We start from the raw sequence: 12,258 nt of genomic DNA on the forward strand, positions 1-12,258 counted from the left end.
TCCGGGCTCGCGCTACGCGCGCCCCGGAATGACGTCAGGCCTTCAACTCTGTCGTCCTGAACTCCGCCGGCAGGATCACCTCCAAGAGTTCGACGTCGTCGGAGTAATCAAGGATCATGTGCTTGATCTTTGGTGGCTGGGTCCAGGCGCTGCCCTCTTTCATCAGCGTCTCGCCCTGCCCGTCCATATAGGTCTTCACCCAGCCCTTGAGCACGTAGACCATCTGGAACTCGACGTCGTGGAAGTGCAGCTTCGAGACCTCGGCCGGGTTGCAGGGGCCCTGCAGGCGGATCACATGCGCTTGCGCGAGACCATGGGTGGCGTCGGCAATGCCGAGGTCGCGGTATTTGGCGTAGGCACGCAGGCCGTCGGCCTTGAAGTCTTCCTCACGGTGATGGCTGATCGCGATGCGTTGCCGCGGGCGCGTGGGCTTTTTCGGAGCCACAATGCGTGCCTTCGCCTTCACCGCCTTGCGCGCCGACGAACGCGCCGCGGCCTTTGCGCTGCTGCGCTTCTTCACCGCGGCCTTCGTTGCGGGTCTTGATGCCTTTTGCTTGGCCATTGTCTGCCTCCCTGATCGGAACCGCGCCCGCGGACGGGCGCGCCCCGCAGGCAGATTATCCAGTCTTGGACGATGCGGCAATTGCGGGGCTCGAGGATGGACGCGCCGAAGCACGACCAGAGTCGTAGCTTGTCCGAAGCTGTCGTCGTGAGCGGCCGTCGCCTCGTATTCGTTTCCTCGCTGAATTAATCTCGCCCGTGAGATTCTGGGGGACTCGATTCATGAGCGGCAGCGTAGGTCAGCGAGCATTTCAGAATGCCCGGCTTCAGAAACGGCAAAAAGCCGAAATATTGCCGATGCTCAGCCATGCACTCCAGCTGCACAAGATGGGACTTTTGCCGGAAGCCCAGGCTGCCTACCGCAAAGTCCTGCAACTCGCGCCCAACCAAATCGTCGCGCTGCACATGCTCGGCATTCTGGAATCCGATGCCAAGAACTATCAGCAAGCCGAAATCCTGCTGAGCCGCGCGGTTGCCGCGGATCCGCGATCCGCCGATGCGCATATGAGCCTGGGCGTCGCTCTCAACGGATTGCGGCGTCACGACGAAGCCCGCGCGAGTTATCGAAGAGCCCTCGCCTTGCGGCCCAACCACGCCGTAACGCTCTCCAATCTCGGCAACGCGAGCGCGGCCCTCGACCTTCACGACGAGGCGCTGCACAGCTACGACAAGGCGCTCGCACTCGACCCGAACCTTGCGGAAGCCCATAACGGCCGCGGTTGGGCACTCTGCCGTCAGCGCAACTATGACGAGGCGATCACAAGCCTGAACCGCGCGCTGTCGATCAAGCCCGACTATGCGGCGGCGCTGGCGAACCGCGCCGTTGTGTTACGGGAGCTTCAGCGTTTTGACGAAGCCCTGGCGGACGGCAATCAGGCCATCGCGCTGGCTCCCGACGACGCGAATGGGTGGCTCGCGCGGGCCGGTGTCCTACTCCAGATCCAGCAAATTGCCGAGGCATCGCGCGATTGCGAACAGGCGCTGGCGATCGCTCCCGATTCCATTCAAGGTCATCTGGTGCTGGGCCTTTGCCTCGCCGGACTTGGCCGGGTCGACGAGGCCCTCGCGAGTTTCGACAGGGCTCTCGACATCCAGCCTGACCTGCAGAGCGCGATCTCCAACAAGATATTCACGCTCGACTTTGCCGGCGACGCCACCGTCGAGCGGCATCAGCAGGCGCGTCAGATGTGGTGGGAACGCGTCGGCGCGAAGATCGCCCTGGAGACGCCGAGACCGCATGACAACAATCGCGATCCGGATCGCCGCCTGGTGCTCGGCTATGTCTCGTCGGACTTCAACGCACATTCGGCCGCGTTGATCTTCATGCCGGTCATTCAGCACCATGACCGGGCGCAGTTCGAGATCGTGTGCTACGCCTGCTCGTCGAAAGTGGATGCGACGACCAGCCAATTCCGGGAGATCGCCGATCGCTGGCGCGACGCTTCGCAATGGACCGAAGATCGCCTCGCCGACGAGATCCGCGCCGACCGCATCGACATCCTGATCGATCTGTCCGGCCACACCAGAGGGAACCGCCTCGGCGTGTTCGCGCGCAAACCGGCGCCGATCCAGGTCCATGGCTGGGGCCACGGCACGGGCACCGGGCTGCCGACGATCGACTATCTGATCTCGGACCCGGTCGCGATTCCGCACGAGGTTCGGCATCTGTTTGCGGAGACCGTCGTCGACCTGCCGTGCTTCGTGACCCTGACGCCACTGCCGGCCGAGATTGCGCGGGCGCCAAGTCCGGCAATCTCGAACGGCTTCGTCACCTTCGGCGTCTTCAACCGCATCAGCAAGATTTCGGACGAGGCGGCGGACGTCTGGTCCAGGATTCTCGAACGCGTGCCGGGTTCGCGACTGCTGATCAAGGATGTCGCGCTGGACGACCGGCTGATCCGCGAAAATCTGCTCGCGCGGTTCGAGGCTTGCGGAATTCCGGCCGAACGCGTCGAGCTGCTCGGCGCCACCTTGCGAAGCGAACATCTGGCATCGTTCAATCGTGTCGATATCTGTCTCGACCCGTTCCCGCAGAACGGCGGCGTCAGCACGTGGGAAGCCTTGCAGATGGGCGTGCCTGTGGTCGCGAAGCTCGGCAACAGCCTGCCCAGCCGTGCCGCCGGCTCCATCCTCACGGCGCTCGGCCTGCCCGACTGGGTCACCGACAGCAATGAGGCCTATATCGACATCGCAACGAGCCGCGCCCTGGAGATCGGCGAGCTCGACAAGGTGCGCCTCGCATTGCCCGACCAGATCCGGGCCGCCGCCGCCGGCAACCCCGTCTCCTACGGGCGAGCGGTGGACGAGGCCTATCGCGCGATGTGGCAGCGCTATTGCAGCAGCGGCGCCTGATCGCGCCTCGGGCGACGACAGCGCGTTCGCACGGCGCAGCTCCAACCGAGATATCGTAGGGCGGGCAAAGCGAAGCGTGCCCACGCATCTGTAACCGGATCGGAAAAAGCGTGGGCACGGCGCGCGAAGAACGCGCCTTTGCCCGCCCTACGAGACCGGTGTCCTCAATGCAGCCGGAACACGCCATCCACGGCGCGCAGCTCGGCCGGCTTGATCAGCTTGGAATGCGCCACGGTGACCGAATGGAGGGGGCCGTCGAGCTTCTCCTGCCAGAATGCCAGGAAATCCTTCAGCGCCGGGAATTTCGGAAACATGTCGTAGTTCTGCCAGACATAGGTCTGGAGCAGCGAGGGATGATCCGGCATGCGGTAGAGAATTTGCGCCGTCGTCAGCCCGTAACCCAGCATCTGTTTCCGGAAATCCTCGGAAACGACCCCACTCCGCAAGCCCATGCCAACCTCCTTTGCAGGAGCGCATTCAAGGGGCGGCTTGGTCGGTGTGCGCCTTACGAGCCACCCGGTACTGATGCGCTCACATGAGAGAAATGTGACGCAAACTGACAATCCATCTCAAGCCCAAAAGTTTAACAAGCTGTTGAAATTCAATGCGTTAGCAGCAGATGCGGCACCGTGCTAATACGGTCCCTAAACCCGGTTAACGATGGAAAGACATTCTGGCAGCCGAGCCTTCAGAGCGCCAAATTTTCTGCTAGAAGCCCTTGCCCCCGCAAAATTCCTGTCCTATTTCAGCCTTGCTCGTGCTAGCACTCGCGGGCACCGATTGCTAACAATCTCAAAACCTCAACCCGAGCAAATGCTTAGGAGGACTGCATGAAATTCCGTCCGCTTCACGACCGCGTCGTGGTCAAGCGCATCGACGCAGAAGAGAAGACCGCTGGCGGCATCATCATTCCCGACACTGCCAAGGAAAAGCCCTCCCAGGGCGAAATCGTCGCCGTCGGCCCCGGTGGCCGCGACGAAGCCGGCAAGCTGGTTCCGCTCGACCTGAAGGTCGGCGACCGCGTGCTGTTCGGCAAGTGGTCCGGCACCGAGGTCAAGATCGACAACGTCGACCTGCTGATCATGAAGGAAAGCGACATCATGGGCGTCCTCGACGTCCCCGCTTCCAAGAAGAAGGCGGCCTAAGAGCCCCTCTTTCCCTCCAATCAAATACCTCAAGGAAAAATCCAGATGGCAGCCAAAGAAGTCAAATTCTCGGTTGATGCGCGCGACAAGATGCTGCGCGGCGTCGACATCCTTGCCAACGCGGTGAAGGTCACGCTCGGTCCGAAGGGCCGCAACGTCGTCCTCGACAAGTCGTTCGGCGCTCCCCGCATCACCAAGGACGGCGTCACCGTCGCCAAGGAGATCGAGCTCGAGGACAAGTTCGAGAACATGGGCGCGCAGATGGTGCGCGAAGTCGCCTCCAAGTCCGCTGACGCGGCCGGCGACGGCACCACCACCGCCACCGTGCTGGCCCAGGCGATCGTGCGCGAAGGCGCCAAGTCGGTTGCCGCCGGCATGAACCCGATGGACCTCAAGCGTGGTATCGACCTGGCCGTGGAAGCCGTGGTCGCCGACCTCGTCAAGAACTCCAAGAAGGTCACCTCGAACGACGAGATCGCCCAGGTCGGCACCATCTCGGCGAACGGCGACCAGGAGATCGGCAAGTTCCTCTCCGACGCCATGAAGAAGGTCGGCAACGAGGGTGTCATCACCGTCGAGGAAGCCAAGTCGCTCGAGACCGAGCTCGACGTCGTCGAGGGCATGCAGTTCGACCGCGGCTACATCTCGCCCTACTTCGTCACCAACGCCGACAAGATGCGCGTTGAGATGGACGACGCCTACATCCTCATCAACGAGAAGAAGCTCTCCTCGCTGAACGAGCTGCTGCCGCTGCTCGAGGCCGTGGTGCAGACCGGCAAGCCGCTGGTCATCGTCGCCGAAGACGTCGAAGGCGAAGCGCTCGCGACCCTGGTCGTGAACCGTCTGCGCGGCGGCCTGAAGGTCGCGGCCGTCAAGGCTCCGGGCTTCGGCGATCGCCGCAAGGCCATGCTGCAGGACATCGCGATCCTGACCGGCGGCCAGGCGATCTCGGAAGATCTCGGCATCAAGCTCGAGAACGTCACGCTCAACATGCTCGGTCGCGCCAAGAAGGTGATGATCGACAAGGAGAACACCACGATCGTCAACGGCGCCGGCAAGAAGGCCGACATCGAGGCGCGCGTGGCCCAGATCAAGGCGCAGATCGAGGAAACCACCTCGGACTACGACCGTGAGAAGCTCCAGGAGCGTCTGGCCAAGCTCGCCGGCGGCGTCGCGGTGATCCGCGTCGGCGGCGCGACCGAGGTCGAGGTCAAGGAGCGCAAGGATCGCGTTGATGACGCGATGCATGCGACCCGCGCGGCTGTGGAAGAAGGCATCGTCCCGGGCGGCGGCGTCGCCCTGCTCCGTGCCTCCGAGCAGCTCAAGGGCCTGCGCACCAAGAACGACGACCAGAAGACCGGCGTCGAGATCGTGCGCAAGGCGCTGTCGGCTCCCGCTCGCCAGATCGCGATCAACGCCGGTGAAGACGGCTCGGTGATCGTCGGCAAGATCCTGGAGAACAAGACCTACAATTACGGCTTCGACTCCCAGACCGGCGAATATGCCGACCTCGTCAAGAAGGGCATCATCGACCCGACCAAGGTGGTCCGTACCGCGATCCAGAACGCAGCCTCGGTTGCGGCCCTGCTGATCACCACGGAAGCCATGGTCGCCGAGCTGCCCAAGAAGGGCGGCGCCGGCCCGGCAATGCCCCCCGGCGGCGGCATGGGCGGCATGGACTTCTAAGTCCAACGACCTCTCAAGAACGACGAAACCCCGGCAGCGATGCCGGGGTTTTTGTTTGGGGGGAGATACACGCTAAGATGGTCGTGGGTTCGTCATTCCGGGGCGGCGCGTAGCGCCGAGCCCGGAATCCATAACCACAGGCGGATGGAATGGCCTACTATGTCTACATCCTCGCAAGCAAAAAGCACGGCACACTCTACATCGGCGTGACCAGCGATCTTGTTCGCTGTGTGTATGAGCACAAGACAAAAGCTGTTCCCGGATTTACGACCAAGTACGACGTTGGGAAGCTCGTCTTGTTCGAGATCTACGACGATGCAGTTACCGCCATCACCCGCGAGAAAGAACTCAAGAAGTGGCGTCGCGACTGGAAGACCCGGCTAATCGAGGAGCAGAACCCAAACTGGGATGATCTCTATCCGGGGATAGCCAACTAAGACCTGTGGTTATGGATTCCGGGCTCGCGCCCAAGTGGGCGCGCCCCGGAATGACGAAGGAGAGGGCTTTGGGCCCTCACCTCACCTTGCCCAGCCGCTCCATGTGCGGCTCGCCGTCTTCGTCGAGCGACCAGAAGATCCGCGTCACCTTGCCGATCAGATTGTTCATCGGCACGAAGCCGAAGCTCGACATCATGCGGCTGTCGGTGGAATTGTCGCGGTTGTCGCCGAGCACGAAGACATGGCCCGGCGGCACCGTGACAACGTTGGTGTTGTCGAGGAAGCCGTTGTCGATGCAGTCGTTGGTGACGTACGAGGCGCCGTTCGGCAGCGTCTCGCGCCAGCGATGGACCTTGACGCCGCCATCCACTCCGCAGGCGTTGTCGGCGAGCGCGTCCGCGAGCCCGACGCGCGTCACCGGGCGATCGTTGAGGATGAGCGCCCCTCCCCGCATCTGGATGCGATCGCCGGGCAGACCGACCACGCGCTTGACGTAGTCGACCGAACCGTCCTTCGCCGTCCGGAACACGACGATGTCGCCGTGTTCGGGGTCGGCGGCGAGGATGCGGCCCGAGATCCAGGACGGCGCGAACGGGATGGAATTGCGGCCGTAGCCGTAGGCATATTTCGCGGCGAAGACGTAGTCGCCGACCATCAGCGTTGGCGCCATCGAGCTGGAGGGGATGCTGAAGGGCTGGTACAGGACGAAGCGAAACAGGATCAGCGGCGACCACAACACCGGGACCAGCAGGATCAGGATGAGAATGGCCTTCCATTCCCGCGATTGCGCCCTCGAGGGCCGGATCGTTTCGGAAAGAGTGGTCATGCGCTTGCCCCGGTCAGGTCTCGTCACGAGATTACGCAACCTTGGCGCGCGCGCAATCCCGGCTCCGTGATTTTGGTCGCACATCGCGCGGACTGCGTTCAATGCGAAGGCCATGAACGCCGCCGATGATCAGGCCTGCGGGACGTCCTTGAAGCAGTGCCTGACCCAGTCGATCGTCACGCGCGTCGCCGCGTCGCGCTTCAGGTGATTCTGCACCAACAGCCAGATATCGCGCCGTTTCGGCAGCAGCGTGACACGCAGGCCGCGGTCGGCGAGCAGATCCCCACAACTATATTCGGGCAGCACGCCGGCGGCTTGGTGGGCGCGGATCAAATTGCGGATGACGCGAACGTTGTCGGTGACGCAGCGCACGCGGATTTTCCTGGTCCGCAGGAACTGCATCTCGGGAATGGCACCCAACTCATCCGGATAGGTGCAGAGCATCGGCTCGCCATCGCTCGCAACAGGTTCGAAATAGTAAAGCTTGATGTCGCCGAGTCTCGAGATTGCAAAGTCGCCCTTGTCGGGCTTGCGCAGCCGGATCGCGAGATCGGCTTCCCACCGCGAGAACTTGACGTTCTCACTCGAGGTGAGGAACTGCAGCATCAGACCGGGATTGGCGCGCAGGAAATCGCTCGCACGCGGCGACAGCACCTGCTCGGCGACCGTGTTGGTGGATGCGATGCGCAGGCGTCCCACGGGACCCTCCACGCCCTCGCTGAGGCGATCGATCTCGGCCGCATGCGCGGCCATCGCCTCGACATGCGCCAGCACCGCCTCGCATTGCCGTGTCGGCCTGCGAACGCCGTCGGCAGCCTCGAACAGGCGCAAACCCAACGCACGCTCGATGCGCGACAACCGCCGCCCGACCGTGGTCTCGTCGATGCGCAGGCGTGCGCTGGCGCCGGCATAGGTGCCCTCGTCCCTGACGGCGGCGATGATGCGGAGATCGTCCCAGTTCATGGGATGAGGCTACATCGACCGCGACAAGCCTGCAATATCGCAGCCATCCGCTGCAATATCCCTGCATATCGGCAGGCCGCCCTAGGGACTATGTTGAACCTGCCATTCGCTTTCCGGAGATTCCAGAGATCATGACGACCGCAAAGACCCTGCTGCAGCTCGCCGGCGCCGACCTAACCCCGCCGCGTCTTGCCGATGCTGCGCTGGTGCTGATCGACATTCAGAACGAATATCTCGCAGGTCCCGTCGCCCTGCCCGACGCCAGGCCCGCGATCGCGCGCGCGGCTGCCCTGCTGGCCAAGGCGCGCGCCGCCAATGCCGCGATCATTCATATCGCCCATCGCGGCAAGGCGGGCAGCCTGTTCGATCGCAGCGCCGACCGCGGCGCCATTGTCGCCGAACTGACGCCGCATGCCGGCGAGCTCGTGATCGAAAAGGAGTTGCCCAACTCGTTTGCCGGCACCGATCTGAAGGCGCGCCTTGACGCGATCGACAGGAAAAACATCGTGCTGGCCGGCTTCATGACGCATATGTGCGTCAGCTCCACCGCGCGGGCCGCGCTCGACCTCGGCTTTCGCACGACGATCGATGCCGATGCCTGCGCCACGCGCGACCTGCCCGACGGACGCGGCGGCACGCTGGACGCCCGGAGCATTCACGAGGTTGCGCTCGCCGAACTGTCCGACCGCTTCGCGATCATCGCGCGCGGCGATGCACTGATGTGACGGAGCAAGACGATGCTGCAACTCTACTTCTCGCCGATGGCCTGCTCGCTTTCGAGCCGCATCGCGCTGATGGAAGCAGGTCTCGATGCGACCTATCATCAGGTGCATCTCTGGACCAAGAAACTCGCGGATGACGGTGATTTTCACGGCGTCGCCCCGAAGGGCGCGGTTCCGGTGCTGGTGCTGGAGAACGGCGAACGCCTGACGGAAAGCGCGGCGGTGCTGCAATACATCGCCGATCTGAAGCCCGCCAGCGGCCTCGCGCCGCGTCCGGGCGAGATCGATCGCTACCGCTTGCAGGAATGGCTGAGCTTCATCGGCACGGAGATTCACAAGGCGTTCCTGTTTCCGACCTTCTGGTACAAGGACGACGGCTCGCTCGCCAAGCCGCGCGCAAGGATCGCCCAGACTCTGTCGATACCGTCTGCGCATCTGGCGGAGCGCGAATTCCTCGTCGGCAACAGCTTCACGGTGGCCGATGCGCACCTCACCTGGGCCTTGCTGCTGCTCCGTCCCGCCGGCGTCGACGTCGCGCAATGGCCGTCCTTGTCGGCCTACCTCGCGCGCATGCAGATGCGACCGGCCGTGCGGGACGCGATTGCGACGGAAATGGCCCTGCGCAAGGCGATGGCAGCGTGACGGAACGTCACGGCCGCGAAATCTGAGCGTTTCCCCGGCAGGGGCATTGAAGTCGGCGTGGCATGCGCTAATCTGGAGAGATATTTTCGATATTTCCTCGGAAGGCATTCATGAGTGCTCTTTCCAGATTCTGCTTCGCCGGATTTTGCCTGCCCGGTTTGTATCTGGCGCTCTTCGCCTCGCTCTGCGTCGGACCTGCGTCGGCGGATACGCGGGTGGCACTGGTGATCGGCAACGGCGCCTATGCCTCTACGGCGCAACTCCCCAACCCCTCACACGATGCCGAAGACGTGGCAGCCTCGCTCAAGCGCAGCGGCTTCGAGGTGATCCAGGGCGTCGACCTGCGCCAGGCCGACATGCAGGACCTGACCATCCGCTTCGCGCGCGCAGCGAGCAGAGCCGACGTCGCCCTGTTCTACTACAGCGGCCATGCGATGCAGTACAACGGCGTGAACTATCTGATGCCCGTCGACGCCACGCTGACCGATGAAGCCGACCTCAAGCGTTTCGTGCGGGTCGACGACATCGTGAACGACCTGCAGCAGGCCAAGAACCTGCGCATCCTGGTGCTGGATTCTTGCCGCGACAATCCACTGGCGGAAATGCTCAAACGCTCCGCCGGCTCGACGCGAGCCGCCTCGATCGGGCGCGGCCTGTCGAAGGTCGAGGCACCGCGCGGCACGATCGTGTCGTTCTCGACGCAGTCCGGCCAGGTCGCCGCCGACGGCGTTGGCCGCAACAGCCCCTACACGACGGCGTTCCTGAAACACATCGAGGAGCCGCAGGAGATCGGCGAAGTCTTTCGCGACATCAGCAGCGACGTCTATGATTCCAGCGGCAAGACCCAGCTGCCGGAGCTGTCGCTGTCGATCATCGGCAAGTTCTACCTGAACGGCCCGGTCACGGTCACGGTCGCTCCCGGGGCGTCGCAGGCCGCGCCGCGGGCCGACCCGTGCGCGGCCGCGGAGGCCCATTGGAAGGCCGCGGACGGCATCGGCACCGTCAGCGCCTTCGAGGATCACCTGGCGCGATTTTCGAGCTGCAGCTTCGCCAGTCTCGCCAAGGCGCGGATCGACAGCCTGAAGCAGAAGGTGGCGGTCGCGCCGAGCGGCAGCGCCAGAACCACCGGCAGCATGGATTTCGACGGCAGCTGGGACGTCACCCTGCACTGCCCGCCGACCGGCAAGGCGCAGGGTTTCACCAGACCGCTGGCCGGCACCGTGACCAACGGCGTGTTTCATGCAGAGGTTCAGGGCAAGGACGGAGGCAACCGCCTGGAGATCGACGGCCAGATTCCGGCGGACGGCAAGACGACGCTGAGCGCGCGCGGCACGACGGGAGCAAGCGCCTACACGCTCAACAACCTCGCGCCGGGCTCGCCTTACGCCTTTACCGTCGACGCGCAATTCGATCGCACCCGCGGCACCGGCAAACGCAACGAGGCCCGCGCGTGCAACTTGGTCTTCGTCAAGCGATAGCGGCGGTCATACGCCCGTCTGGCTGATGAATTTGGTGTTGAAATAGCCGTCCATGGCCTCGGTGCCGCCTTCCGAGCCGTAGCCGGAATCCTTGATGCCGCCGAACGGCACCTCGGGCAGCGCGAGACCAAAGCTGTTGATCGACATCATGCCGGCCTCGACAGCCGCCCCCACCGCGGCCGCAGTCTTGGCCGAGTTGGTGAAGGCATAGGAGGCCAGACCGAAGGGCAGACGGTTGGCTTCCTCGACGACCTCGTCGAATGACTGGAAGCGCGAGATCAGCGCAAGTGGGCCGAATGGCTCCTCGTTCATGGCGCGCGCATCCTTCGGCACGTCGCTGACCACGGTCGGCTCGAAGAAATAGCCCTTGTTGCCGATGCGCTTGCCCCCGGTCTCGAGCTTGGCGCCCTTGCCGACGGCATCCTGCACCATGCCTTCGATGGCGCTGACGCGGCGCGGATTGGCGAGCGAACCCATCCTGGACTCGGGATCGAGGCCGTTGCCGACCTTGAATGCCCTGGCAACGTCCACGAACTTGTCGACGAACTCCCTGAACACCTCGTCCTGGACCAGCATGCGGGTCGGCGAGATGCAGACCTGGCCGGCGTTGCGATACTTGGCGGCCGCCAGGATTTTCGCAGCCGAGGTGACGTCGGCGTCCTTGAACACGATCGCGGGCGCGTGGCCGCCGAGCTCCATGGTGGCGCGTTTCATGTGCAGGCCCGCAAGCGCGTTGAGCTGCTTGCCGACACTGGTCGAGCCGGTGAAGGAGATCTTGCGGATCACCGGATGCGGGATGAGATATTCGGAGATCTCCGCCGGCACGCCATAGACGAGGTTGATCACGCCGTCGGGCGCGCCCGCGTCGGCAAAGGCGCGGATGAGCTGCGCGGGAGAAGCCGGCGTCTCCTCCGGCGCCTTGACGATGATCGAGCAGCCGGCCGCGAGCGCGGCGGAGAGCTTGCGGACCACCTGGTTGATCGGAAAATTCCAGGGCGTGAACGCCGCGACCGGGCCGACCGGCTCCTTGATCGCGAGCTGGTAGATGCCCGGCCCGCGCGCCGGGATCAGCCGGCCATAGGCGCGCTTGGCCTCCTCCGCGAACCACTCGATCACGTCGGCCGCGGCCATCGCCTCCATCTTCGCCTCGCCGAGCGTCTTGCCTTGCTCCATGGTCAGCAGCGGCGCGATCTCGTCATTGCGCTCGCGCATGATGGCGGCGGCCTTGCGCATGATGCGGCAGCGCTCGAACGGGGCGACGTTGCGCCAGGTCTTGAAACCCGCAGCGGCAGCGGCCAGCGCCTCGTCGAGATCGGCCTTGCCGGCATGCGCGACGGTGCCGATCACCTCCTCGGTCGCGGGATTGAGGACTTCGATCATCTTGCCCGAATGAGCCGGGCGCCATGTGCCGCCAATGAAAAGCTGGGTGTTCGAATAAGCCAAGGG

Annotated in this window: 12 protein-coding genes; 7 read left to right on the forward strand and 5 right to left on the reverse strand. The window is 64.0% G+C overall.

The window, feature by feature from the left end:
• Positions 1-34 precede the first annotated feature (34 nt).
• Positions 35-562 (reverse strand): cupin domain-containing protein, encoded by a 528-nt coding sequence (locus XH83_RS23215; RefSeq protein WP_194403047.1) that lies wholly within the window; start codon positions 560-562, stop codon positions 35-37.
• A gap of 221 nt (positions 563-783) precedes the next feature.
• Here XH83_RS23215 and XH83_RS23220 point away from each other — a divergent pair, with 221 nt between their 5' ends.
• Positions 784-2,913 carry a tetratricopeptide repeat protein gene (locus tag XH83_RS23220; protein ID WP_194403048.1) on the forward strand — a complete coding sequence of 710 codons (2,130 nt, stop codon included), beginning with the start codon at positions 784-786 and terminating at the stop codon, positions 2,911-2,913.
• A gap of 164 nt (positions 2,914-3,077) precedes the next feature.
• On the opposite strand, the gene XH83_RS23225 is transcribed toward XH83_RS23220, so the two are convergent.
• Positions 3,078-3,365, reverse strand: a complete 288-nt coding sequence (locus tag XH83_RS23225; RefSeq protein WP_194403049.1) for an usg protein — start codon at positions 3,363-3,365, stop codon at positions 3,078-3,080.
• Between the two features lie 378 nt (positions 3,366-3,743).
• Between XH83_RS23225 and XH83_RS23230 the strand changes: the two genes are divergently transcribed.
• The 3 genes from XH83_RS23230 to XH83_RS23240 all read left to right on the forward strand — a co-directional run bounded on the left by XH83_RS23230 (position 3,744) and on the right by XH83_RS23240 (position 6,181).
• Positions 3,744-4,058, forward strand: coding sequence for a co-chaperone GroES (locus XH83_RS23230; RefSeq protein ID WP_194403050.1), 315 nt, complete (start codon positions 3,744-3,746; stop codon positions 4,056-4,058).
• 45 nt (positions 4,059-4,103) lie between these two features.
• Positions 4,104-5,744, forward strand: a complete 1,641-nt coding sequence (groL, locus tag XH83_RS23235; protein ID WP_194403051.1) for a chaperonin GroEL — start codon at positions 4,104-4,106, stop codon at positions 5,742-5,744.
• Positions 5,745-5,893: 149 nt separating this feature from the next.
• Positions 5,894-6,181 carry a GIY-YIG nuclease family protein gene (locus XH83_RS23240; protein WP_194403052.1) on the forward strand — a complete coding sequence of 96 codons (288 nt, stop codon included), beginning with the start codon at positions 5,894-5,896 and terminating at the stop codon, positions 6,179-6,181.
• A gap of 76 nt (positions 6,182-6,257) precedes the next feature.
• On the opposite strand, the gene lepB is transcribed toward XH83_RS23240, so the two are convergent.
• Entirely contained in the window at positions 6,258-7,007 is a 750-nt protein-coding gene (lepB, locus tag XH83_RS23245) for a signal peptidase I (protein WP_194403053.1), read from the reverse strand.
• 129 nt (positions 7,008-7,136) lie between these two features.
• Positions 7,137-7,970, reverse strand: a complete 834-nt coding sequence (locus tag XH83_RS23250; RefSeq protein ID WP_194403054.1) for a LysR family transcriptional regulator — start codon at positions 7,968-7,970, stop codon at positions 7,137-7,139.
• A gap of 131 nt (positions 7,971-8,101) precedes the next feature.
• Here XH83_RS23250 and XH83_RS23255 point away from each other — a divergent pair, with 131 nt between their 5' ends.
• The 3 genes from XH83_RS23255 to XH83_RS23265 all read left to right on the forward strand — a co-directional run bounded on the left by XH83_RS23255 (position 8,102) and on the right by XH83_RS23265 (position 10,812).
• A complete protein-coding gene (locus tag XH83_RS23255; protein WP_194403055.1) occupies positions 8,102-8,695 on the forward strand; it encodes an isochorismatase family protein in 594 nt (197 codons plus the stop codon).
• Between the two features lie 12 nt (positions 8,696-8,707).
• Positions 8,708-9,334 carry a glutathione binding-like protein gene (locus XH83_RS23260; protein WP_194403056.1) on the forward strand — a complete coding sequence of 209 codons (627 nt, stop codon included), beginning with the start codon at positions 8,708-8,710 and terminating at the stop codon, positions 9,332-9,334.
• 110 nt (positions 9,335-9,444) lie between these two features.
• The gene (locus XH83_RS23265) at positions 9,445-10,812 is read left to right on the forward strand and encodes a caspase family protein (RefSeq protein WP_194403057.1); all 1,368 of its coding nucleotides are present in this window, start codon (positions 9,445-9,447) and stop codon (positions 10,810-10,812) included.
• A 6-nt stretch (positions 10,813-10,818) separates the two neighbouring features.
• On the opposite strand, the gene XH83_RS23270 is transcribed toward XH83_RS23265, so the two are convergent.
• Positions 10,819-12,255, reverse strand: a complete 1,437-nt coding sequence (locus XH83_RS23270) for an NAD-dependent succinate-semialdehyde dehydrogenase (RefSeq protein WP_194403058.1) — start codon at positions 12,253-12,255, stop codon at positions 10,819-10,821.
• Between the last annotated feature and the right edge of the window lie 3 nt (positions 12,256-12,258).

Origin of the sequence: Bradyrhizobium sp. CCBAU 53351 (assembly GCF_015291745.1) — a bacterium.
In the GTDB taxonomy this organism is placed as follows: Bacteria; Pseudomonadota; Alphaproteobacteria; order Rhizobiales; family Xanthobacteraceae; genus Bradyrhizobium.

Excerpts from the sequence above, each read along its gene's own strand:
- XH83_RS23215 (WP_194403047.1), bottom strand. The coding sequence starts at position 562 with ATGGCCAAGCAAAAGGCATCAAGACCCGCAACGAAGGCCGCGGTGAAG.
- lepB (WP_194403053.1), bottom strand. The coding sequence starts at position 7,007 with ATGACCACTCTTTCCGAAACGATCCGGCCCTCGAGGGCGCAATCGCGG.
- XH83_RS23220 (WP_194403048.1), top strand. The coding sequence starts at position 784 with ATGAGCGGCAGCGTAGGTCAGCGAGCATTTCAGAATGCCCGGCTTCAG.
- XH83_RS23250 (WP_194403054.1), bottom strand. The coding sequence starts at position 7,970 with ATGAACTGGGACGATCTCCGCATCATCGCCGCCGTCAGGGACGAGGGC.
- XH83_RS23240 (WP_194403052.1), top strand. The coding sequence starts at position 5,894 with ATGGCCTACTATGTCTACATCCTCGCAAGCAAAAAGCACGGCACACTC.
- groL (WP_194403051.1), top strand. The coding sequence starts at position 4,104 with ATGGCAGCCAAAGAAGTCAAATTCTCGGTTGATGCGCGCGACAAGATG.
- XH83_RS23230 (WP_194403050.1), top strand. The coding sequence starts at position 3,744 with ATGAAATTCCGTCCGCTTCACGACCGCGTCGTGGTCAAGCGCATCGAC.
- XH83_RS23260 (WP_194403056.1), top strand. The coding sequence starts at position 8,708 with ATGCTGCAACTCTACTTCTCGCCGATGGCCTGCTCGCTTTCGAGCCGC.
- XH83_RS23255 (WP_194403055.1), top strand. The coding sequence starts at position 8,102 with ATGACGACCGCAAAGACCCTGCTGCAGCTCGCCGGCGCCGACCTAACC.
- XH83_RS23225 (WP_194403049.1), bottom strand. The coding sequence starts at position 3,365 with ATGGGCTTGCGGAGTGGGGTCGTTTCCGAGGATTTCCGGAAACAGATG.
- XH83_RS23265 (WP_194403057.1), top strand. The coding sequence starts at position 9,445 with ATGAGTGCTCTTTCCAGATTCTGCTTCGCCGGATTTTGCCTGCCCGGT.